Here is a 21,107-nt window from a genome sequence, read left to right as displayed (position 1 = left end):
CAAAATTCGAAACCAGCCAAAAAACCAGCCACCACAAAAAAGCAATGACCAGCAAATCAACCAATCAAAAAACAATCGGTATCAACAAACATGGCACACTATTGAGTTCTCAAACAACAGAAGCAATTCACATACTCTGTAAATGTTTATTTACATTTCCGTGCTGCGGTGTTCTAAATCTATTTCATTTGATTTGTTTCTGTCAAATCGGCTTATTTTGTCCGATTCCACCTCAACAATTCAAATACGCCCACCACAAATCACCTGGCTTTGGGCTGCTGCGCTCAGCGCACACCCGAACCACTTGAATTTTAGGAGGGGGTTGTCGCCACTCAGCGGCGGCGACTCAGAAAACATTACACGGCCTTCCGGCCTCGTGCAAGTCGTCCTCAGACTGGCTTGAGACCAGCCGAAACTAGCCGACCTCGACGGTCGCGAGCGTCCGCTTGCCGCGACGTAGCAGCAGGAACCGTCCGTGCAAAAGCTGCTGCGAACCGACGGTCGCGTCGGGATCGGAGACCTTCTCGTTGTTCACGTAGGCGCCGCCTTCAGCCACCGTGCGGCGGGCAGCGGAGTTGCTCGGAGCCAGTCCGCTGGCGACCAGGAGATCGATGATTCCGAGGCCGCCGCCGTCGACCTTTGCTGTTGGAAGTTCAGCTGTGGCAGCGCGGAGGGTGCTTTCATCCAGCTCGGTCAGGTCACCCTGCCCGAACAGCGCGGCGGAAGCTGCGATCACTTTCTCGGTGGCCTCAACACTGTGGACCAGAGAAGTCACGTCGAAGGCCAGCGCACGCTGCGCCTCACGCAGGTGAGGCCGGCTCTCAACAGACTCCGCCAGCTGCTCGATCTCGGCGCGGCCACGGAAGGTGAAAACTTTCAACCGGTCGATGACGTCGGCGTCCGAGGTATTCAGCCAGAACTGGTACATCGCGTACGGCGTGGTCATGGCCGGATCCAGCCAGACAGCGTTGCCCTCGCTCTTGCCGAACTTGGTTCCGTCCGAGTTGGTGATCAGCGGCGTACCGATTGCGTGGACGCTCTTGCCCTCGACCTTGCGGATGAGTTCCGTCCCACTGGTCAGGTTGCCCCACTGGTCGGACCCGCCGGTCTGCAGTACGCACTGGTGGTCACGGAACAGGTGCAGGTAGTCCATCCCCTGCAGGACCTGGTAGCTGAACTCCGCGTAGCTGATGCCCTCCTCGGAGTTGAGGCGCTTGGCAACGGTTTCCTTCTTGATCATGGTGCCGACGCGGAAGTGCTTGCCGATATCACGCAGGAAATCGACGGCGCTCATGGGCGCAGTCCAATCGAGGTTGTTGACCATTCGAGCGGCGTTGTCGCCCTCAAAGCTCAGAAACCGCTGAACTTGTCCCTGCAGGTACCCGACCCACTCGGCGACGGTTTCCTTGGTGTTCATGGTCCGCTCCGCTGAGGGCCGCGGATCCCCCACCAGTCCGGTGGAGCCCCCGACCAGCCCGATCGGCTTGTGGCCGGCGAGCTGCAGCCGGCGCATGGTCAGCAGTTGGACCAGGTTACCCAGATGCAGGCTCGGCGCCGTGGGATCGAAACCGCAGTAGTACGTGATCGGATCACCCGCGAGGAGCTTCTCCAGTTCCGCCTCGTCGGTTGAAACGTGAATCAGTCCACGCCACTTCAACTCCTGCCAGAGGTTTTCGAAGGAGCTGTCATTCTGCTGCTGGTTCACGGCCGGATGCGCCGCTTCGGTAGGTTGTTGCACTGCTTCAAAATATCAGCCCTCAATGCCCTCGGGAATTTCACCCGTTGAGATGAGGCGAAGGCGCTGCGTCGGGCGGGTCATGGCGACATACAGGTCCCCTACCCGAACAGCCTCCTGCTTCAGCATCTCGGCTGGTTCGAGCACCACCACACCGTCGAATTCGAGACCCTTCGCTTCCCGCGGCGTAGTCACGACGATGTCCTGACCCAGCCCGCCTGCGCCCTGACCGACCCGATTGCCGTACACGCTTGTTACGGCGGTCCGGACCTGTTCAACGACACGCGCAGGAGCAATGACGGCGAGGAGACCGTCAGCTATGGCCTCCAGTTCCTCCGGCAACGCAGCGACGAGTGCAGGTTCAAGTTCGGAAACCCGGTCTATCACCGGGTCCCACCGTCCGTCCCGGACCGCCTTCGGGGCAGACACCACCAGACCGGCCGCGTTGGCCATGCGCACTGCGGCTTCGGCGATCTGGGCCGGCGTCCGATAGTTCACGGTCAGTTCTTCGAGCTGCCAGCGATCCCCGACGAACGGCTCGAGCGCCTGCTGCCAGGAGTGGGAGCCTGCTATGGAACTGGTCTGGGCGATGTCGCCCACGATTGTGAAGGACTTGAGGGGGCATTTCCGCATGAGCAGCCGCCACTGCATCGGCGAAAGCTCCTGCGCTTCATCGACCACCACGTGCCCATAGGCCCAGGTGCGGTCGCCGGACGCGCGCTCCGCAGCCGTAAGCCGGGATTCGGCAACGGTGTTGTGCTCCGCAAGTGCCTCGGCACTGAGCATGCCGTCGACGCCCGCGTCTTCGAGTGTGCCGCTGACGTTCTCAAGCGCGCGCTCAGCGTTGGCGAGGTCCCGGCGTCGTTCCTGCTCCTTTTCCGCCGCGTTGCGTCCGGCTGACGCGTCGAGCTCTCCCAGCAGTTCTGCAGCCTCATCGAGCAGCGGGACATCCGCTTCGGTCCATGGCGCGTCTTCCGTGCGGTACAGCAACTGCCGCTCAGCATCGCTGAGATGTGGTGCAGCCGCCTCGAGCTGCGCCGGCTTGGCGAAGAGATCGCGCAGGAGCTTCTCCGGCGTCATGGGCATCCAGGCGAGGTTGAGCGCTATCCGCACGTCCCGCGAGGTCCGGACATCTTCGGTGAGGTAGGAGCGGTCAGCCGTGTTTCCGGGACCCGACGATTCCTCAAGCTGTTCGGTCAGCTGCTCGGTGAGCTCGCGCAGCATGATCTTCACGAAGGTGGCGCGCGCCTCGTTGTGCGGCTTTCCGGTTGCGCGGGCGCGATCCCGGGCACGACGGACCTGCCGGGGCGTCAGGATCAGAGTGGTGCCCTCAACGTTGAGCTTCCGGTTTTCGGCCGGTAGGCGCTGCCGGTTGGCGACCGCCTGCTTGATGACGCCTGCCATGTCCAGCCTGCCCTTGAGCTCCGCGACCTTCTCTGAAGGTTCCGGAAGAGCATGGATGCCCGGCATGAGATTGCCGATGCTGGACATCACCACTCCGGTTTCACCCAGCGAGGGCAACACACGCTCGATGTACTTCATGAAGGCGCTCGTGGGCCCGACCAGCAGCACGCCGGCCGACTTCAACCGCTCACGGTGGGTGTAAAGCAGGTAGGCAGCCCGGTGCAGGGCGACGGCGGTCTTCCCTGTGCCCGGACCGCCCTGGACAACGACGACGCCGGGTAGTGGCGCACGGATGATGCGGTCCTGCTCGGACTGGATAGTGCCCACGATGTCGGACATCTGCCCGGTACGCCGGGAGTTCAGAGCCGCCAGCAGCGCGCCCTCGCCCTGCAGAGAGTCGGCGTCGCTCAGCATCGACGCGTCCAGGACGTCGTCCTCGATGGCCACGACGTCCCGCTTGGAGAGGATCAGGTGCCGCCGGCGGCGAACACCCATTCGTTCGAAGGCGGTCGCCTGGTAGAACGTGCCGGCTTCGGGTGCCCGCCAGTCAACCATGAGCTGCTGCAGGTCCTCGGCGGAAAGGCCGATGCGTCCGATGTAGCGTTCATCGCCGCTATCCAGATCCAGCCGTCCGAAAACAAGCCGGTCATCGACGGCGTTCAGTTGCGCAAGCCGGTCCTCATACATGGTTGCGAACGCGTCGCGCTCGGACCGGTTCTGGTGGGAACCGGAGGATATGGTGCGGCGCACCTGATCCAGCTGGCGCTGTTTCTCGGCGCGCAGTTCATCAAGGCGCTGGTACAGACCGGCCACATAGCCGCGCTCGTGTTCCAGTTCGTTCCGTGCTACTGACATTTCAGGCATTGCGCGTTCCCTCTCGCCAAGGCGGACCGTCAATTCTATCCCCCTGAGTGTGAATTTCCATGAGCGTCCGCCACGGACACCGCCAGATGGTTACCGGGCGCCGCGCGGCTTGGCGGCCGGCCGGTACACCGACACACTGGATTCACCCGCCAACCAGTAGCGCCAGGGATAGGCCCCGGACCCGCCGGGCCCGCTCACTCCGACACGCGGGCCGGTCTGCAGACGCAACGGTTCAGCTGGATGGTCGGGCAGCACGAGGTGAAGACGGGTGGAAAACACGTCCGCTCCGTCCAGCTCCCGGTCTATGCCGAGAGCCTGCGCGAGACATGCCGGACCGCGCGCGAGGTCCCGCTCGAGGCGGGGATTGCCGCGACGGCGCCGGGCTGTGTCCTGGCCCTCGACGATCTCACCCGCGCGCAGCAGCAGGCCGGTCGCGCTTCCCGGTGACCCGCAGACCACGTTCGCGCAGTAGTGCATTCCGTAGGTGAAGTACACGTACAGATGACCCGCCTCGCCGAACATGGTCGCGTTGCGGGCGGTTTTCCCGCGGAAGGCATGGGATCCGGGATCCTCGGATCCCATGTACGCCTCTACTTCGGTGATGCGGACCGTGACCGGCTCTGCACCGTCGTTGTGCGTGAGGTGCGCTCCGAGCAGAAGCGGCGCGACCTCGATAGCCGGATGCGCAAGCCGGGCGCGTTGTAGTGCTGGATCCACCAAAAGACCGTATCAAGTCCGCCGATCACACCATGCACGCCCATGTCCGATTTCCGCTAGCAGCGCATCGGGCCGCCTGCAAGGATGGACCCATGGACTTTTGGCAGCGATACCGGGCGATCGAATCGCGGGATACCCGGTTCGACGGGCAGTTTGTCACCGCCGTCGCAACGACGAGGATCTACTGCCGCCCGTCCTGCCCCGCACGCACCCCCAAGCCTGCCAACGTCACGTTCTACCCCACCTCCGCGGCGGCGCACGAGGCCGGTTACCGCGCGTGCAAGCGATGCCTGCCCGAGGCGGTGCCCGGCACCCCCGCATGGAACCTGCGTTCGGACACCGCCGCCCGGGCCATGCGGCTGATTTCCGACGGCGAGATCGACCGCAGCGGTGTTCCCGGGCTGGCGCGCCGGCTCGGCTACTCAACGCGGCAACTCGGGCGCATCCTCCACCACGAACTCGGTGCCGGCCCGTTGGCCCTGGCACGCGCCTCCCGTGCACAAACGGCGCGGACGTTGCTCACCGCCACCGATATGCCGCTCTCCGACGTCGCGTTCGCCTCCGGGTTCAACAGCATCCGGCAGTTCAACGAGACGGTCCAGGAGGTCTACGACCTCTCCCCCTCGCAGTTGCGGCTCCGGAGCCGTACCCTTTCGCACGCTTCGACGGCGGCCGGTTCACCCACCTCCCCGAATGTGACCTCCCTTAGTCTGACGCTGCCCGCACGAACCCCGTACGACGACGGCATCTTCTCCTTCCTGCAAGCCCGCGCCATTGCAGGGATCGAGCAGGCAAACCCGACCAGCTACGCCCGCCTTCTCCGCCTGCCCGGCGGCGAGGGCTGGTTCAGGGCGGAACAGGGACGCGGAGGACTTGCGGTCTCCGTGACAGTCGAGCATCTGAAGGACCTGCCCGTACTGCTGTCCCGCATACGCCGGTTGTTCGATCTCGACGCCGATCCCACAGCCATCGACGACGTACTCTCAGCCGAGCCCTCTCTGAGGCCGCGGGTGCAGCGGTATCCGGGCATCCGGCTGCCCGGCGCGGTGGACCCGCACGAGATCCTCATCCGCGCGATGGTCGGCCAGCAGATCACCGTCGCTGCGGCCACCGGCGTCCTAAACACGCTGAGCGTCCTGGGCGAACAGTCGAAGCTGGGTTGTCCACGCCATAGCCGGTTGTTTCCCACTGCCGCCGCGCTCGTGGAGGGAGCGGGCCCGCTCCTGAAGGGGCCGGCGCGGCGTCGGACCAGCCTGCTGGGAGCCGCAGCCGCCCTTGCGGACGGAAGCCTTTCGATCGGAGTCGAGGACACTCCCGGTGAACTGGCGGAAAAGCTGCTGCCGCTGCCGGGGATCGGGCCGTGGACTGTCCGCTACGCAGCGATGCGGATTCTGGGAGCTACCGACATCCACCTCAACAATGACGCCGCGGTCCGGACGGGCTACGCGCGGCTCCTCGGCCGGCCCGTCGACGGCGGGGCCGCGGCTGCGTGGTTTGAGCAATTCAGTCCATGGCGCTCCTACGCCACCCTGCACCTTTGGCGCATCGCCTCTGAAACACCGCAACAGTCCCGTGAAGCGACGGGCACCACGAGAAAGGCCCTGGCATCATGACCATCCAGACCACAACAGTTTCCACCCCGGACGGACCGTTCACGGTCGTGGAGCGCAATGGCGCGGTCCTGGCCTCCGGCTGGACCGCCGAACTCTCGGAGTTAACCGGCCAGATCCACCCGAAGCTCAGGGGCGAACCGGTCCGGGCAGTCTCGAGTCTCGCCCTCATCACGGATGCCGTCTCTGCCTATTACGACGGCGATCTCGCCGCCATTGAAGCGGTCCCCGTGCATCAGCTGTCGGGCCCGTTCCGCAGCCACGCCTGGGAGGTGCTGCGAACGGTCGCTCCCGGCAAACCCGTGACCTACTCGGAATATGCACGGCTGGCCGGGCGGCCCGCCGCGATCCGCGCCGCGGCCGGAGCCTGCGCCTTCAACGCCGCAGCCCTTTTTGTCCCGTGCCACCGTGTCATCCGGACGGACGGCACCCTCGGGGGTTTCCGATGGGGTGTTGCGGTCAAGACCAGCCTGCTGGCCCGGGAGAAAGTCGCCGGTCAGCCCGCCGAACCGGTGAGCATGGCCCGGTAGAACTCCTCAAGGGCGTGCAGCTTGCGCATGCTCGTGTGTGGATGGTCGCCATCGACTGACACCGCCACGGCGTCCAAATGAGCGTGCCAGCGTGCCAGCAGGACGGGAGCCTCGGCCTGGTCCTCCACGACGTGGCGGACCGCCAGCCGGGTAGTGCCGCCGTCGACGGTGAAGTCTACTTCCGCCTGCTCGACCCTTGGCTGCTGTTCCGGATCCGCAGTGAGCGCGTCCTTGACGAGGGGCAGGGTGGAATTGAGGCGGCGGTCGAAATGGACCATGGTGACGCCGTCGTACGTTTCAATCCAGCCCATCGTGTTGGATACGTCGAACTCTGCGGCGTAGGCGTCCCGAAGGGCCGCCCAGTCCCCTTCCTGCCCTGGTTCCCGGCCCGCTGCCACGTCCTCAAGTGCGCCGAGGATCTGCTGCCAGCCGGCAGCGCCCTCGGTCAGGAAGTCCGCCGTCTCCGAACGGGCGCGCAACTGCAGGAGCGTGCCGCCATTGCTCTCCAGCACGCGCCACTCAAGGATGGATTCGGGGCCCAGTGCATCATCCCAGGTGATCTGGAGGCTGGTGGGCGGGTTGAGTTGTAGCACGGTCCCTGTGCTGGCTCCCCCACCCATATCGAGGGAGTATTCCTTTCCCAGTTCCCAGCCGCTGCTCAGTTCACCGAGCCATAGTTGTACCTTGCCCGGGTCGGTCAGGAGGTTCCAGATGTATGACCGGGGGTAATCGATCTGCCGGTCGAAGGCGAGCACGTAGCCGTCGCTCAGCCGTTCTATGCGGCCAAGCGGCACCACCCACTGAGCCGCTGTTCGATCAACATCGGACGTCATGGCTTCTGCCTTCGCCTTCCAGCTTGATTCCGCCTTCGGTATCCTGCGCTCGGGTGGTTACCAACTTAGCGCAGTGCCGGACTGCTGATAAGGCCTTCCATGCCGGATAGAAGATCTTTTGTCAGCAGTGGCGGGGGCCTTCCTGTGAGACGGCTGTCAGGCGCGTGGCGCAACCGCCGCCGGCCAGGGCAGAAGCTCGGGCAGGTCAACGCCGTCCGCTGCTGCAGTTGCGTTCAGGCCGCCGAGGGGCTTCCGGCCGGCAAGCCAGGCGGCGATGTCCTGCAGCAGGCCGGTGACGACGACGGTGCGCACGGGCGTTCCTGATCCGTTGGTGAGGGTGCGCGGCTGTTCGCCCAGCGGCTGGAGCTTGAGGGCCAGCCCATCCGGGACGCGGGCAGCGAGGAATCCGAGCAGGTAATGGCAGAAGATGCTGTCCCAGTCCAGCGTCGTGCGTCCAAGATCCAGGTCGGAGGCGTGAATGACCAGCTCCCGCCACAGGGCGAGCCCGCCGTCGCGGACTGTGCCGTCCCGGTAGGCGATGCCGGCGTCCCATTCACTGCCCTTCACCCCCGCGAAGGTCGCAACTGCGCCAGTCACAGCGTCAGTGAGGCTCTGCAGCTGCTCGTCGGCGGAGCGCTGGGCGCGCCGTTCGATGTCCCGTATCCGGCCGTCAAAGCCGTCGTCGTAAAACTCGATTGTTTCTCCGCGTGCCGCGTACTCAAGCTGCCGCGTCATTGCCCTGGCCACGCCCTCGACGTGGGCGATGACGAAGGCCCGGCTCCAGCCGGGAAGGACCGACGGCGCCGCGAGCGTTGCGTCGTCGAGTCCGGCTGCGGCAGCGAGCAGCTCCCGGCCGGCGTCTGCCAACCGGCCGGGCAGCTGCTGCGTCAGGTCCTCGGGCAGGTACTCGGGTGCTATGGGCTGCGACATATTCACGGACATCCTTCGTATTGGCAAACGGGCGGCTTGTCCCGAGGATACCCGCAGCATCCCCTGCCGTTCCTACCCCTGGGACGGAACCAGCAGCGCCCGCACGTCATCCACCTGCGCCGAGAGGGCTACGAGCTGACGGCGCACCGCGGCCGGCGCGGTTCCACCCTGTGAATCGCGGCTGTTCAGTGACCCTTCGACCGTGAGCACTTCACGAACACCCGAAGTGAAGTGTGGGGAGATGCCTGCGTAATCCTCGTCGGTCAGATCCCAGAGCTCGACACCGCGGCTCTCGGCGAGCTTGACCGCCGCACCGGAGAGCTCGTGCGCCTCACGGAACGGCACACCCTGGCGAACCAGCCACTCCGCCACATCCGTGGCCAGGGCAAACCCGAGCGGCGCTAGGGAAGCCATGCGTTCCGTGTTGAACGTCAGCGTCGCGATCATGCCCGAGACGGCCGGGAGGAGCACCTCAAGGGTGTCGACGGCGTCGAACACCGGCTCCTTGTCCTCCTGCAGGTCCCGATTGTACGCAAGCGGCAGTCCCTTGAGGGTGGCCAGTAGACCGGTCAGGTTTCCGATGAGCCGGCCCGCCTTGCCGCGCGCCAGTTCCGCGACGTCGGGATTCTTTTTCTGAGGCATGATCGAGGATCCGGTGGAGAAAGAGTCATCCAGCGTGACGAAGGAGAATTCCTTCGTCGCCCAGATGATGACCTCCTCGCTGACGCGTGACAGGTCCACCCCGATCATCGATGCTACCCAGGCGAATTCCGCGTAGACGTCACGCGCCGCAGTTCCGTCGATCGAGTTGTGGGTCGCGGAATCGAAGCCCAGCTCGGCAGCGACCGCTTCAGGATCAAGACCCAGGGATGACCCTGCCAGCGCACCTGAACCGTAGGGCGACACAGCCGCTCTGCGGTCCCAGTCCTGGAGCCGCTGCACGTCGCGCAGCAGCGCCCAGGCGTGGGCAAGCAGGTGATGGCTCAGCAGCACCGGTTGCGCGTGCTGCAGGTGCGTCCGGCCGGGCATCGGCACCTCGAGGTGCTCCTTCGCCTGCCCCACCAGCGCGTCGATGGTGGCAAGGACGCCGGCGCCGATGATCCGTGCGTGCTCGCGCAGGTACATCCGCCCGAGCGTGGCCACCTGATCATTCCGTGAGCGGCCGGCTCGGAGCTTTCCGCCGAGTGCAGGTCCCGCCCGCTCGATCAGGCCGCGCTCGAGTGAACCGTGCACGTCTTCATCGGACTCCGAGGGAACGTACGCGCCGGTGCGGACATCGTCGTCGAGCGCGTCCAGAGCGGCCAGCATGCCTGTCAGCTCGCCGTCGTCGAGCAGGCCGGCACGGTGCAGGACACGGGCGTGCGCCCGTGACCCGGCGATGTCGTGACGGGCAAGGCGCCAGTCGAAGTGCGTGGACTTGCTCAGCGCTGCGAGGGCATCCGCGGGGCCGCCGGAAAACCGGCCGCCCCACAGTGAGCCTTCGTTGGTGCCGTGAGCGTTCGTGCCCTGTACGGCAGTATCGTGTGCCTCCGACACCGCTTATTTTCCTGCGCGCTGGTCGCGGCCCGAGGCCACCTTGGAGGACAGGCCGAAAATCTCAATGAAGCCGCGTGCCATGGACTGGTCGAAGGTATCGCCCGTGTCATAGGTGGCCAGGTTGAAGTCGTAGAGACCAACATCGGACCGGCGGCCGGTGACGGTGGCGCGCCCGCCGTGCAGTTCCATCCGGACATCGCCGGAAACGTAGCGCTGGGTGTCATCGATGAACGTTTCGAGCGAACGCTTCAGCGGCGAGAACCACTGGCCGTCATAGACAAGCTCGGTCCAGCGCTGGTCAACCGTCTTCTTGAACCGCGCCTGCTCACGCTCAACGGTGACGTTCTCCAACTCGCGGTGAGCGGTGATGAGCGCCATGGCACCCGGTGCTTCGTAGATTTCGCGGCTCTTGATGCCCACCAGACGGTCCTCGACGATGTCGATCCGGCCCACGCCCTGGGCACCGGCCCGGCGGTTGAGTTCCTCGATGGCCTGCAGCGGCGTGACGGCATGGCCGTCGATAGCTACCGGGATGCCTTCCTTGAAGGTGATGACCACTTCATCGGCCGCGGGTGAGAACTCGGGGGAATCGGTGTAGTCGTAGACGTCCTTGGTGGGACCGTTCCAGATGTCCTCGAGGAAGCCGGTTTCGACGGCGCGTCCCCAGACGTTCTGGTCGATCGAGAACGGGTTCTTCTTCGTGGTCTCGATGGGCAGGCCCTTCTCCTCGGCGAAGGCAATGGCCTTGTCACGGGTGAGGGCGAGGTCGCGGACGGGAGCGATGCACTTCAGGTCCGGGCCCAGGGTCTGTATCCCGACCTCGAAGCGCACCTGGTCGTTGCCCTTGCCGGTGCAGCCGTGCGAAACGGTTGACGCGCCGAATTCGCGGGCTGCGGCGACGAGGTGCTTGACGATGACCGGCCGGGAGATGGCCGAGACCAGGGGGTACGCGTCCATGTACAGTGCGTTGGCCCGCAGGGTGGGCATGCAGTATTCGTTGGCGAACTCATCGCGTGCGTCAGCGACGTAGGCTTCGACGGCGCCGCAGCCCAGCGCGCGCTGGCGGATGGTTTCGAGCGATTCGCCGCCCTGTCCGACGTCGACGGCTACAGCCACCACTTCAGCTCCGGTTGCTTCGGCGATCCAGCCGATGGCCACCGACGTATCCAGTCCGCCTGAGTAGGCAAGGACAATGCGTTCAGTCACTTCAATAGCTCCTCTTGTTTTTGTGGAATGTTCGGTGGTTCGAAGATTGGTTCGGCTCAGGACGCGGCTTCGTGCGCAAACTGTAGAAACCGGGCGGCAACGTCCGCACCGCCGGCGGGATCGCGTGTGACCAGCAGGATGGTGTCGTCTCCGGCGATCGTACCGAGTACGGACGGCATGACCGAATGGTCGATGGCCAGAGCCAGGAAGTTTGCGGCCCCCGGCGGGGTTCGCAGGACCACCAGGTTCCCGGAGGCTTCCGCCGTCACAAGGAGTTCACCGCACAGCCGGGACAACCTGCTGTCGAGTATCTCCTGGGTGACGCCGCTTTGCGGAGCACGGCCGCCGCCTTCCCCGGGTACGGCGTAGACGAGCGCGCCGTCCTTGCCGCGGACACGCACGGCGCCGAGCTCCACGAGGTCCCGGGACAACGTGGCCTGGGTAACCTGGAGGCCGCCGTCAGCAAGCAGGTCCGCCAGTTCGGACTGGGACCGCACCGATTGCGCGGTCAGCAGAGCCGTGATCCGGGCCTGGCGGGCCGTTTTCGTTGTCGGCTGACCAGTAGGCTGCCCAGTGGGGTGACCGGCGGAAGGCTGGGAGGTCACGAGCGCTCCATGAGCCACACCATGAGCGCTTTCTGCGCGTGCAGGCGGTTCTCCGCCTCGTCCCAGACGAGAGACTGCGGCCCGTCAAGAACGCCGGCGGAAATCTCATACCCGCGGTAAGCGGGCAGACAGTGGAGTACGACGGCGCCCGCCGCCGCCTGCGCGAGCAGCGCCTCGTTCACTGCGTACGGACGGAACAGCTCGAACCGCGCGGCCTTGGCGCCGTCGTCGACTTCCTGGCCCATGGACACCCAGGTGTCAGTGGCGACGACGTCGGCACCGGCAGCTGCCTCTGCGGCATCGGTGGTGATAAGGACTGAACCGCCGGTTTGCGCGGCGCGTTCCTTGGCGGCATCAACGATGCGCTGCTCGGGAAGATAACCTTCCGGACCGGCGATGCGCACGTGCATACCGGCGGTCACGCCGGCGAGCAGGTACGAGTTCGCCATGTTGTTGGCGGCATCACCGAAGTAGGACAGTGAGAGGCCCGCCAACTGTCCCCTGTGCTCGCGGATTGTGAGCAGATCGGCGAGCAGCTGGCACGGATGGTAGTCATCGGAGAGCGCGTTGATCACGGGTACGGACGAGGCAGCAGCCATCTCCTCAAGCCCTGCCTGCGCGTACGTTCGCCAGACGATGGTGGAGACCATCCGCTCAAGAACCTTGGCCGTGTCCGTGATTGATTCCTTGTGCCCAAGCTGCGACTCGCCGGCACCGATAATGAGCGGCACACCCCCGAGGTCGGCGATGCCGGTGGCGAAGGACACGCGGGTCCGTGTGGAGGTCTTGTCGAAGATCACCGCGACGGTCTTGCGTCCGGTGGCTTCAGCTGCATAGGTGGAGTTTGAGTACGGCGCCTTCTTCAGCTCAAGTGCGAGATCGAGGACCTCGTTCTGCTCGGCCTGGCTGAGGTCGGTGTCAACAAGGAAATGGCGGGTCATGCGGGAGTCTCCGTACTCTGTGCTGCAGTGTCTTGTGCGCCGTCTTGTGCGCCGGTGCCGCGCGCGGTGTCGAGGATTCCCGGCAACGCATCGAGGAAGCTCTGGGCTTCTGCGCGGGTCAGGATCAGCGGTGGGGCGAGCCGCAGCGTGTGCGGCGTGGGCGCATTGATGATGAACCCGTGGGTGAGCGCCACCGTCACAGCCCCGGCCGCGTAGTCGCCGTCGAGGTCGAAACCGATCAGCAGACCCTCGCCGCGAACCTCCGTCACCCCGTGCACACCGGCGAGGTTACTGCGGAGGAAGCTGCCGACGTCGTCGGCGTTCCGCAGCACTGCACCTGCCTCCAGCGCATGCACGGTGGCAAGCGCAGCGGCCGTAGCGACCGGATTGCCGCCGAAGGTGGTTCCGTGCTGCCCCGGTGTGAGCAGCGCCGAAACCTCAGGTCCGAAAGTCACCAGCGCACCGATCGGGAAACCGCCGCCCAGGCCCTTGGCGAGGGTCATGGCGTCGGGCGTGATTCCGCTGGCCTGATGGGCGAACCAGCGCCCTGTGCGACCCACTCCGGTCTGCACCTCGTCCAGGATCAACAGCACGCCGGCCTTGCTGGTGAGCTCGCGCGCCTTCTGAAGGTAGCTGATGCTCAACGGACGGACGCCTGCCTCGCCCTGGATCGGCTCAAGCACGACGGCGGCAACGGACTCATCGAGCGCCGCCTCCAGCGCCTCCAGGTCATCAAACGGCAGGTGCTCGACGCCGCCGGGAAGCGGTTCGAACGGCTCGCGGTACGCCTGTTTGGCCGTCAGCGCGAGGGCGCCCATGGTCCGGCCGTGGAATGCGCCCTCGAGCGCAAGGATGCGGGTCCGGGGTTTTCCATCCTGGGAAGACGTGCTGTTGCGGCGCGCCAGCTTGAACGCCGCCTCGACGGCCTCCGTACCGGAGTTCGCGAAGAACACCTTGGATCCCGCCTGAGCGCCGGACAGGGACAGCAGTTTTTCCGCGAGCGCGACCTGCGTGGGGCTGGTGAAGAAGTTCGACACATGGCCCAAGGTGGCCAGCTGCGAGGAGATCACGGAGGTGACGAACGGGTGGGCGTGGCCCAGGGCGTTCACGGCGATTCCGCCGAGCAGGTCGAGGTACTGTTTGCCGTCGGCGTCCCAGACCAGGCAGCCGGCCCCGCGGACCAGCACGCGCTGTGGGGTGCCGAACACCCCGAGAACGGCGTTCGAATAACGCTGCAGCCACTCGTTGCCCTTCGCCGGATCGACAAGTGCTGACGCGGCTGCGCTTTCGATTGAGGATTCGCTGGTGCTCACGCGATCAGGTCCTCGTCCGGCACTACCTCGGTGCCTATCCCGGCTGCGGTGAAGATTTCGAGCAGCATCGAGTGGGCCAGCCGTCCGTCGACGATATGTGCGCGCTCCACTCCCCCGTCGACCGCCTTGAGGCATGCGGCCATCTTGGGGATCATTCCCGATTCGAGGCTGGGCAGGAGGTCCCGCAGTTGAGCAGCCGTAAGGGAGGAGATGAGGCTCGTACGGTCGGGCCAGTTGGAGTAGAGACCTTCGACATCGGTGAGGATGACAAGCTTCGATGCAGCGAGGGCTTCCGCGAGCGCTGCTGCGGCGGTGTCGGCGTTGACGTTGAGGACCTGCCCCGTTCCGCTGCCCGCGCCGTCGATCTCCGGGGCGACCGTGGAGATCACGGGAATGCGTCCGGCTTCAAGGATGTCGAGGATTGCAGCGGGGTTTACTCCGACCACTTCACCGACGAGGCCGAGGTCGACTTCCTCGCCGTCGACCACGGTGCCCGTCCGGATGGCCCGGAGGAGCCCGCCGTCCTCACCGGACAGGCCAACGGCGTACGGACCGTGCGAGTTGATCAGTCCGACCAGTTCCCTGCCTACCTGCCCCGTGAGCACCATGCGGACAACATCCATGGCTTCCGGCGTAGTGACGCGCAGCCCGCCCTTGAACTCGGAGGTGATGCCGAGCCGGTCCAGCATGCCGTTGATCTGCGGTCCGCCGCCGTGAACCACAACGGGGTGAATTCCTGCGTGATGGAGGAAGACGATGTCTTCGGCGAAGGCGCGGCGCAGTTCATCGTTGACCATGGCGTTGCCGCCGTACTTGATGACCATGGTGGTGCCGGCGAACCGCTGGATCCAGGGCAGAGCCTCGATCAGGGTTGCCGCCTTCTCCTGTGCAGCGTTCAGAGTGTTCATGTGATCCTTCGACTCGGCGTCTTCGGCGTGGGCGTTCCAGGGGTTGGTGTTCCCGGCGTCAGCTCGAGTAAGCAGAGTTCTCGTGTACGTATTCGTGCGTGAGGTCGTTCGTCCAGATTGTTGCCGTCTCGGAACCTGCGTTGAGGTTGATTTCGACGGTCACGAGGCGTGGGCTGAGGTCGACCAGTTCCCGCGGTTCGCCGATTCCGCCGTCCCGGCAAATCTGTACGCCGTTCATGGCTACGTCCAGGCGGTCGGGTTCGAAGGCAGCATCAGTGGTTCCGACCGCTGCCAGGACCCTGCCCCAGTTCGGATCCTTGCCGAAAATGGCCGCCTTGAACAGGTTGGAGCGGGCAACGGAGCGTCCGACGGTCTCGGCGTCTTCCTCGGTGGCCGCGTTGATGGTCCGGATCGCGATGGTATGGCTTGCGCCTTCGGCATCCTCGATGAGCTGGTGGGCAAGCGAGAAGCAGACCTCCGTCAGGGCTTCGGCGAACTGCGCCGGATCCGGCCGGACCCCGCTTGCGCCCGAGGACAGCAGCACCACGGTGTCATTGGTGGACATGCAGCCGTCCGAATCGGCGCGGTCGAAGGTGACGCGGGTTGCGGCGCGTAGCGCCGTGTCGAGGACCGCCGAGTCCAGCACGGCGTCAGTGGTCAGGACCACCAGCATGGTTGCCAGACCCGGTGCCAGCATGCCGGCTCCCTTGGCCATACCGCCGATGGAGTAGCCCTCGCTCGGATCATCAGGTGTGGCCGGGTACGTAGCTGTCTTGGACACCGAGTCGGTGGTCATGATCGCCTCGGCTGCCGCGCGGCCGCCGCCCTCGGAGAGATGGCCCACTGCCTCACTGACCCCGGGGAGAAGCTTGTCCATGGGCAGTTGTTCACCGATGAGGCCCGTGGAACAAACGAAGACATCAGTGGCAGAGACACCGAGTGCCTCCGCCGCGAATTCAGCGGTACGGTGCGTGTTCTGGAAGCCCTCCGGGCCGGTGCAGGCATTCGCTCCGCCCGAGTTGAGGACGACGGCGTCCACACGCCCGTCGGAAACCGCCTGGCGTGACCAGTGGATCGGTGCAGCTGCCACCCGGTTGGAGGTGAAGACTGCTGCCGCGTGGTGGTGCGGACCATCATTGACGACGACGGCGACATCCCGTGCGCCGGTCGACTTCAGTCCTGCTGCGACGCCTGCGGCGCGGAATCCCTGCGGTTCGGTAACACTCACGGAGCAACTCCTGATCCGGTCAGGCCCGTGGTCTCGGGCAGACCAAGGGCGATATTCATGGACTGCACTGCGCCGCCGGCAGTCCCCTTGGTGAGGTTGTCGATGGCGCAGCTGATGATTACCCGGCCCGCGTGCTCGTCGAAGGCCAGCTGGAGCTGCGCGACGTTGGAGCCGAGGACCGATTTCGTCGCGGGCCACTGACCAGGAGTCAGCAGCGTGACGAAGGGTTCGTCGTCGTAGGCGGCTTCCCATGCCTCGCGGAGCTGCGCCGCGCTTGTACCGGGAACCACGCGCGCCGTTGCCGTGGTCAGGATGCCGCGCGACATGGGGGCAAGGGTGGGCGTGAAGGAAACGGTGACGGGCGTGCCGGCAGCCCAGCCCAGCCCCTGCTCGACCTCCGGGGTGTGCCGGTGGCTGCCGCCGACTCCGTACGGGCTCATCCCGCCCATCATCTCCGAGCCGAGTAGGTGCGGCTTCATCGCCTTGCCGGCGCCGGAGGCACCGGAGGCGGACACGATTACGACGTCGTCAGGCTGCAGCAGTCCTGCGGTGAACCCGGGAGTGAGCGCAAGGAGGGCGCTGGTCGGGTAGCAACCCGGGACTGCGATCCGGCGGGCGCCCCGCAGTTCGTCGCGGGCGCCCGGAAGCTCCGGAAGTCCGTAGGGCCAGGTGCCGGCATGCGGGGAACCGTAGAAGCGGTGCCAGGCGTCGGCGTCTTCGAGCCGGTGGTCGGCGCCGGCGTCGATGACGAGGACCTCCGGGGGCAGCTGGGCAGCAACCTCGGCACTGGCACCGTGCGGCAGAGCCAGGAAAACGACGTCGTGTCCGCTGAGGTTTTCGGGGTTCGTTTCCTCGATGATGCGGTCCGTGAGGGAGTGCAGGTGCGGCTGCACCTCACCCAGCCGGTTGCCGGCGCTGCTGTGTGCCGTGATCGCCCCGATCCTCACCTCCGGATGAGTGGAAAGCAGGCGCAGAACCTCGCCCCCGGCATAGCCGCTTGCTCCGGATACTGCTACGGAAATACTCATGCGCACCATCGTACAGTAACTATTCACTACAACACATACTTATGCACTTCCTTTCCGGCGAAAGAAAATGCACCGCAGGAATGACCAGGTGTGGTGTCCTGTTGGCTGCAGGTAAGAGCACATCGACGAGAGGAAACACCCACCATGCCAACTGCCATCGCAGCCGAGCGCGCCGGTGACCCGGAAGTTCTGAAGCCCGTTAGTGTCGAGCAGCCCACGCCGACCGGTTCCCAGCTACTGGTGAAGGTGGCGGCCGTTGGAGTGAACTTCATCGAGACGTACCAGCGCGCCGGCATCTATGCGGTTGACTATCCCTTCGTTCCGGGTGGGGAAGCCGCCGGTGAGGTCATCGAAGCGGGGCCGGATGCTCAGGGATTCTCGGTGGGTGACCGCGTTGCCTTTGCGGAAGGCTCCCGTTCCTACGCCGAATACACTCTCGTGGACGCAGAGAAGGCGCTGCCGGTGCCTGACGGTGTCGACTTGGAGACGGCCGCGGCGCTTCCGCTCCAGGGGATGACGGCCCACTACCTGGTCAATTCCACCTATCCCGTTCAGGCGGGCGAAACGGTGCTGACGCATGCCGGAGCGGGCGGAACAGGACTCCTGCTGACCCAGATGCTCAAGGCCAAGGGGGCCAGGGTCATCACCACCGTCTCCACAGACGAGAAGGAAACGCTCGCGCGTGAGGCAGGAGCTGACGTCGTACTTCGGTACGAAGGGTTCCCGGAGCGCGTGCGTGAGCTGACCGACGGTGTCGGCGTGGATGTCGTCTATGACGGAGTGGGCAAGGCGACCTTCGATGGTTCGCTGGAATCCCTGAGGGTGCGCGGCATGCTGGTGCTGTTCGGGGCGGCGTCTGGTCCCGTCCCCGACTTCAACCTGCAGCGGCTGAACAGCTCCGGCTCGCTCTACGTCACCAGGCCGAGCCTCGCGTTCTACCTGCGGTCCGCCGAGGAGCGCCGCTGGCGTTCAGGCGATGTCTTCGGCGCGGTTGCTGACGGATCGCTCAGCGTGCGGATCGGCAGCCGCTACCCGCTCACCGAGGCGGCCCAGGCACACGAGGACCTGCAGGGGCGCAGGACGACCGGCAAGATCCTCCTCGTCCCGTAGACGTTGAAGTGGCAGGACACGCCCCGTTTGGAGATCCATTCGGGGCGTGTCCTGCCAACTCAACGGTGGAACTAACGCTGGACGGCTCCGTGGCGCTCGGCCGCCAGGTGGACCGCCTGGTCGCGGGCGGCGCTGGCCTCGTCGGCCGTCAGGGTGCGGTCGGTGGCACGGAAGCGCAGGCCGAAGGCGAGGGACTTCTTGCCCTCCCCGATCCCCTGCGCGGAATAGACGTCGAACAGGTGCACCTCCTCAAGAAGCTCACCCGCCCCTTCGCGCAGCGTGGCGAGAACGGCATCCGCCGGCAGTCCGGCGTCGACCACGAGGGCAACGTCCTGGGTTGTGGCCGGGAAGGTGGACAGAGGCCGTGCGACGATCACGTCAGGGGCGGCGTCGAACAGCAGGTCCGCATTGATCTCCAACGCGACGGTGCGCGGCGGCAGGTCCTGGGCAGCGAGAAGCTTCGGGTGCAGTTCGCCCGCGTACCCGAGCATCTCACCGCTGCGCAGACTGACGCGTGCGGTGCGGCCGGGGTGGAACGCCTGATGCTCACCCCGCTCGACCACGAGATCAACACCGACGACGTCCGCCATCAGCCGGACGGTGTCCAGCGCGTCCGCCCAGTCCCACGGCCGGGGCGTGTGGCCGGCCGCAGCCGGTGAATCCTTGCCCAGAAACACCGCGGCGATGGTCAGGGGCTGCAGGGGCAGTCCGTCGTACAGGGCCTCGAGCGTCTTCTCGTCCGGCAGTGCACCGAGCGGCGGAATGCTTGAGGTTCCGAGGCCTTCCTGCGGAAGGAAGACCAGCCCCGCCTCGAAGAGCGCAAGGTCGCGGAAACCGCGCGACGAGTTCCGCTTCGCGACTTCGATCAGGCCGGGGAGGATTGAACGCCGCAGGTAGCCGTATTCGGCGCTGAGCGGGTTGGCCAGCTTCACGGCGGCACCGGTGCCCTCAGCAGCGCCGAACGTATCGTTGGATTCCTGGGAAACGAAGGGGTAGGACAGCACCTCGGTGAGTCCGGAGCCCGCGAGCGTGGCCATAACCCGTCGCCGCTGTTGCTGGGAGCGCGTGAGGCCGCGGCCGGGAGGGGCCACCGGCAGACGCGACGGGATCTGGTCGTAGCCAACCAGTCGCGCGATCTCCTCAGCGAGGTCATCCTTGATGGTCAGGTCGTGGCGCCAGCTCGGGGCTGTGACGCGCCAGCCGCCGTCGTACTCGCTCACATCCGCGCCCAGGTCCGTAAGCGCGCCTACCACCTGTTCCGGCGCGAAATCGATGCCGATCCGCTCGGATGCGTAGCCGGTGGGCAGGTCAATCAGGACGGGCTCGGGCGCGGTCCCGACGTCGGTGATCGCCGTGTCCGCGGTACCGCCGGCCAGCTTGACGAGCAGGTCCACGACGCGCTGCGCGGCGACATCGGCAACGTCCCAGTCGACGCCGCGCTCGAACCGCTTGGACGCCTCGGAGGGCAGCTTGTGGCGGCGGCGGGCGCGTCCGATCGACACCTCGTCGAAGTGTGCAGACTCGACGAGGACGTCGGTGGTGGTGTCGGAAACCTCGGTTTCCGCGCCGCCCATGACGCCGGCAATACCGATTGCGCCGGATCCATCTGAGATCAGCAGGTCTTCGGCGTGCAGCTCGCGCTTGCGGTCATCGAGGGTGACGATGGTTTCACCGGCATTGGCCCGCCGCACCACGATGTCGCCGGTCAGCTTCGCGACGTCATAGCAGTGCGTGGGCTGGCCGAGCTCAAGCATCACGTAGTTGGAGATATCGACCGGCAGGGAGATGGAGCGGATTCCGGCCAACCGCAGCCGGGCGACCATCCACTGCGGGGTAGGACGGGCGGCGTCCACGCCGCGGACAACGCGCGCCACGAAACGGTCGCAGCCGGCGTTTCCATAGATGGGTGCCTGGTCCTCAAGCCGCACCGGGTAGCCCGCGCCGGCCGCGGAATCGACGACGACTGCGGCCGCCGGGTCGGTGAAAGCGGAACCTGTGGCGTGGGCGTACTCCCGCGCGATCCCGCGGATCGAGAAGCAGTAGCTGCGGTCCGGCGTCACGTTGATTTCGGCGGCCTGGTCATACAGTCCCAATAGCTCCATGGCATCGGAACCGACCTCCGGGTCCAGGCCGATTGTGGACAGCACGAGGATGCCGTCGTGGTCCTCGCCGATGCCCAGTTCGCGGACCGAGGCGATCATTCCGGCGGAGACGTGACCGTAGGTCTTCCTCGCCGCAATGCGGAAATCACCCGGAAGCACGGCGCCGGGAAGGGTAACCACCACCTTGTCGCCCTCGACGAAGTTGTGTGCGCCGCAGACGATTCCCTGGACTCCGGAAGGGTCTATGCCATCCGCAGTCAGGGTCTGCTCGGTACCCTCCGGAACCACCCGGACCTGGCACCAGTTGATGGTCTTGCCGTTGCTCTGCGGTTCCTTGACGACCGAGAGTACCTGACCCACGACGATCGGTCCGGAGAGCGTGTCGGTGGGACGGTGGACGGCTTCTTCCTCAAGGCCGACCTTCACGAGTTCGGCCATGACATCTTCGGCGGTGGCCTCCGCCGGAACCTGTGCGTACTCGCGCAACCAGGACAGTGGAATTCGCAC

At 65.7% G+C, this 21,107-nt stretch carries 18 protein-coding genes; 4 read left to right on the top strand and 14 right to left on the bottom strand.

Translation table 11 applies throughout. From position 1 onward, the window contains the following. A partial coding sequence (locus AC4D1W_RS03945) for a hypothetical protein (protein WP_490897870.1) occupies positions 1–308 on the top strand: 308 nt, incomplete at its 5' end. 107 nt (positions 309–415) lie between these two features. On the opposite strand, the gene tyrS is transcribed toward AC4D1W_RS03945, so the two are convergent. From tyrS to AC4D1W_RS03930, 3 genes are all read right to left on the bottom strand, one after another. Further along, entirely contained in the window at positions 416–1,738 is a 1,323-nt protein-coding gene (gene tyrS, locus AC4D1W_RS03940; RefSeq protein WP_490890925.1) for a tyrosine--tRNA ligase, read from the bottom strand. A 12-nt stretch (positions 1,739–1,750) separates the two neighbouring features. Next, complete coding sequence (locus AC4D1W_RS03935; protein WP_490897869.1) at positions 1,751–4,003, bottom strand: HelD family protein; 2,253 nt, start codon at positions 4,001–4,003, stop codon at positions 1,751–1,753. A 90-nt stretch (positions 4,004–4,093) separates the two neighbouring features. Continuing rightward, entirely contained in the window at positions 4,094–4,720 is a 627-nt protein-coding gene (locus AC4D1W_RS03930; RefSeq protein ID WP_490890921.1) for a DNA-3-methyladenine glycosylase, read from the bottom strand. A gap of 92 nt (positions 4,721–4,812) precedes the next feature. Here AC4D1W_RS03930 and AC4D1W_RS03925 point away from each other — a divergent pair, with 92 nt between their 5' ends. Continuing rightward, positions 4,813–6,333, top strand: coding sequence for an AlkA N-terminal domain-containing protein (locus AC4D1W_RS03925; RefSeq protein WP_490897868.1), 1,521 nt, complete (start codon positions 4,813–4,815; stop codon positions 6,331–6,333). Then, the gene (locus AC4D1W_RS03920; protein ID WP_490897867.1) at positions 6,330–6,860 is read left to right on the top strand and encodes a methylated-DNA--[protein]-cysteine S-methyltransferase; all 531 of its coding nucleotides are present in this window, start codon (positions 6,330–6,332) and stop codon (positions 6,858–6,860) included. Before AC4D1W_RS03925 ends, AC4D1W_RS03920 begins: the two co-directional genes overlap by 4 nt. Here the strand turns inward: AC4D1W_RS03920 and AC4D1W_RS03915 are convergent. The 10 genes from AC4D1W_RS03915 to argC form a co-directional block, all read right to left on the bottom strand. Further along, positions 6,827–7,693, bottom strand: a complete 867-nt coding sequence (locus tag AC4D1W_RS03915; RefSeq protein ID WP_490897866.1) for an SRPBCC domain-containing protein — start codon at positions 7,691–7,693, stop codon at positions 6,827–6,829. The two genes, AC4D1W_RS03920 and AC4D1W_RS03915, sit on opposite strands and share 34 nt — an antisense overlap. A gap of 156 nt (positions 7,694–7,849) precedes the next feature. Then, a complete protein-coding gene (locus AC4D1W_RS03910) occupies positions 7,850–8,623 on the bottom strand; it encodes a maleylpyruvate isomerase family mycothiol-dependent enzyme (protein WP_490890917.1) in 774 nt (257 codons plus the stop codon). Between the two features lie 72 nt (positions 8,624–8,695). Further along, complete coding sequence (gene argH / locus AC4D1W_RS03905) at positions 8,696–10,159, bottom strand: argininosuccinate lyase (RefSeq protein WP_490897865.1); 1,464 nt, start codon at positions 10,157–10,159, stop codon at positions 8,696–8,698. Positions 10,160–10,162: 3 nt separating this feature from the next. Continuing rightward, entirely contained in the window at positions 10,163–11,365 is a 1,203-nt protein-coding gene (locus tag AC4D1W_RS03900; RefSeq protein WP_490890914.1) for an argininosuccinate synthase, read from the bottom strand. 56 nt (positions 11,366–11,421) lie between these two features. Further along, on the bottom strand, positions 11,422–11,970 hold the full coding sequence (locus AC4D1W_RS03895; RefSeq protein ID WP_490890913.1) for an arginine repressor: 549 nt from the start codon (positions 11,968–11,970) through the stop codon (positions 11,422–11,424). After that, entirely contained in the window at positions 11,967–12,911 is a 945-nt protein-coding gene (gene argF, locus AC4D1W_RS03890; RefSeq protein ID WP_490890912.1) for an ornithine carbamoyltransferase, read from the bottom strand. Before argF ends, AC4D1W_RS03895 begins: the two co-directional genes overlap by 4 nt. After that, positions 12,908–14,203, bottom strand: coding sequence for an acetylornithine transaminase (locus AC4D1W_RS03885; RefSeq protein ID WP_490897893.1), 1,296 nt, complete (start codon positions 14,201–14,203; stop codon positions 12,908–12,910). Before AC4D1W_RS03885 ends, argF begins: the two co-directional genes overlap by 4 nt. Positions 14,204–14,220: 17 nt before the next feature. Further along, positions 14,221–15,132, bottom strand: coding sequence for an acetylglutamate kinase (argB, locus tag AC4D1W_RS03880; protein ID WP_490897864.1), 912 nt, complete (start codon positions 15,130–15,132; stop codon positions 14,221–14,223). A 58-nt stretch (positions 15,133–15,190) separates the two neighbouring features. Beyond that, the gene (gene argJ, locus AC4D1W_RS03875) at positions 15,191–16,360 is read right to left on the bottom strand and encodes a bifunctional glutamate N-acetyltransferase/amino-acid acetyltransferase ArgJ (protein ID WP_490897863.1); all 1,170 of its coding nucleotides are present in this window, start codon (positions 16,358–16,360) and stop codon (positions 15,191–15,193) included. Next, entirely contained in the window at positions 16,357–17,388 is a 1,032-nt protein-coding gene (gene argC, locus AC4D1W_RS03870; protein ID WP_490897862.1) for an N-acetyl-gamma-glutamyl-phosphate reductase, read from the bottom strand. The genes argJ and argC overlap by 4 nt, the downstream gene beginning before the upstream one ends. A gap of 144 nt (positions 17,389–17,532) precedes the next feature. Between argC and AC4D1W_RS03865 the strand changes: the two genes are divergently transcribed. After that, a complete protein-coding gene (locus AC4D1W_RS03865; RefSeq protein ID WP_490890908.1) occupies positions 17,533–18,498 on the top strand; it encodes a quinone oxidoreductase family protein in 966 nt (321 codons plus the stop codon). A 71-nt stretch (positions 18,499–18,569) separates the two neighbouring features. On the opposite strand, the gene pheT is transcribed toward AC4D1W_RS03865, so the two are convergent. After that, entirely contained in the window at positions 18,570–21,107 is a 2,538-nt protein-coding gene (gene pheT / locus AC4D1W_RS03860) for a phenylalanine--tRNA ligase subunit beta (protein ID WP_490897861.1), read from the bottom strand.

Source organism: Arthrobacter sp. TJ-170 (assembly GCF_058269305.1).
This window is presented reverse-complemented; position numbering and strand designations above follow the sequence as displayed.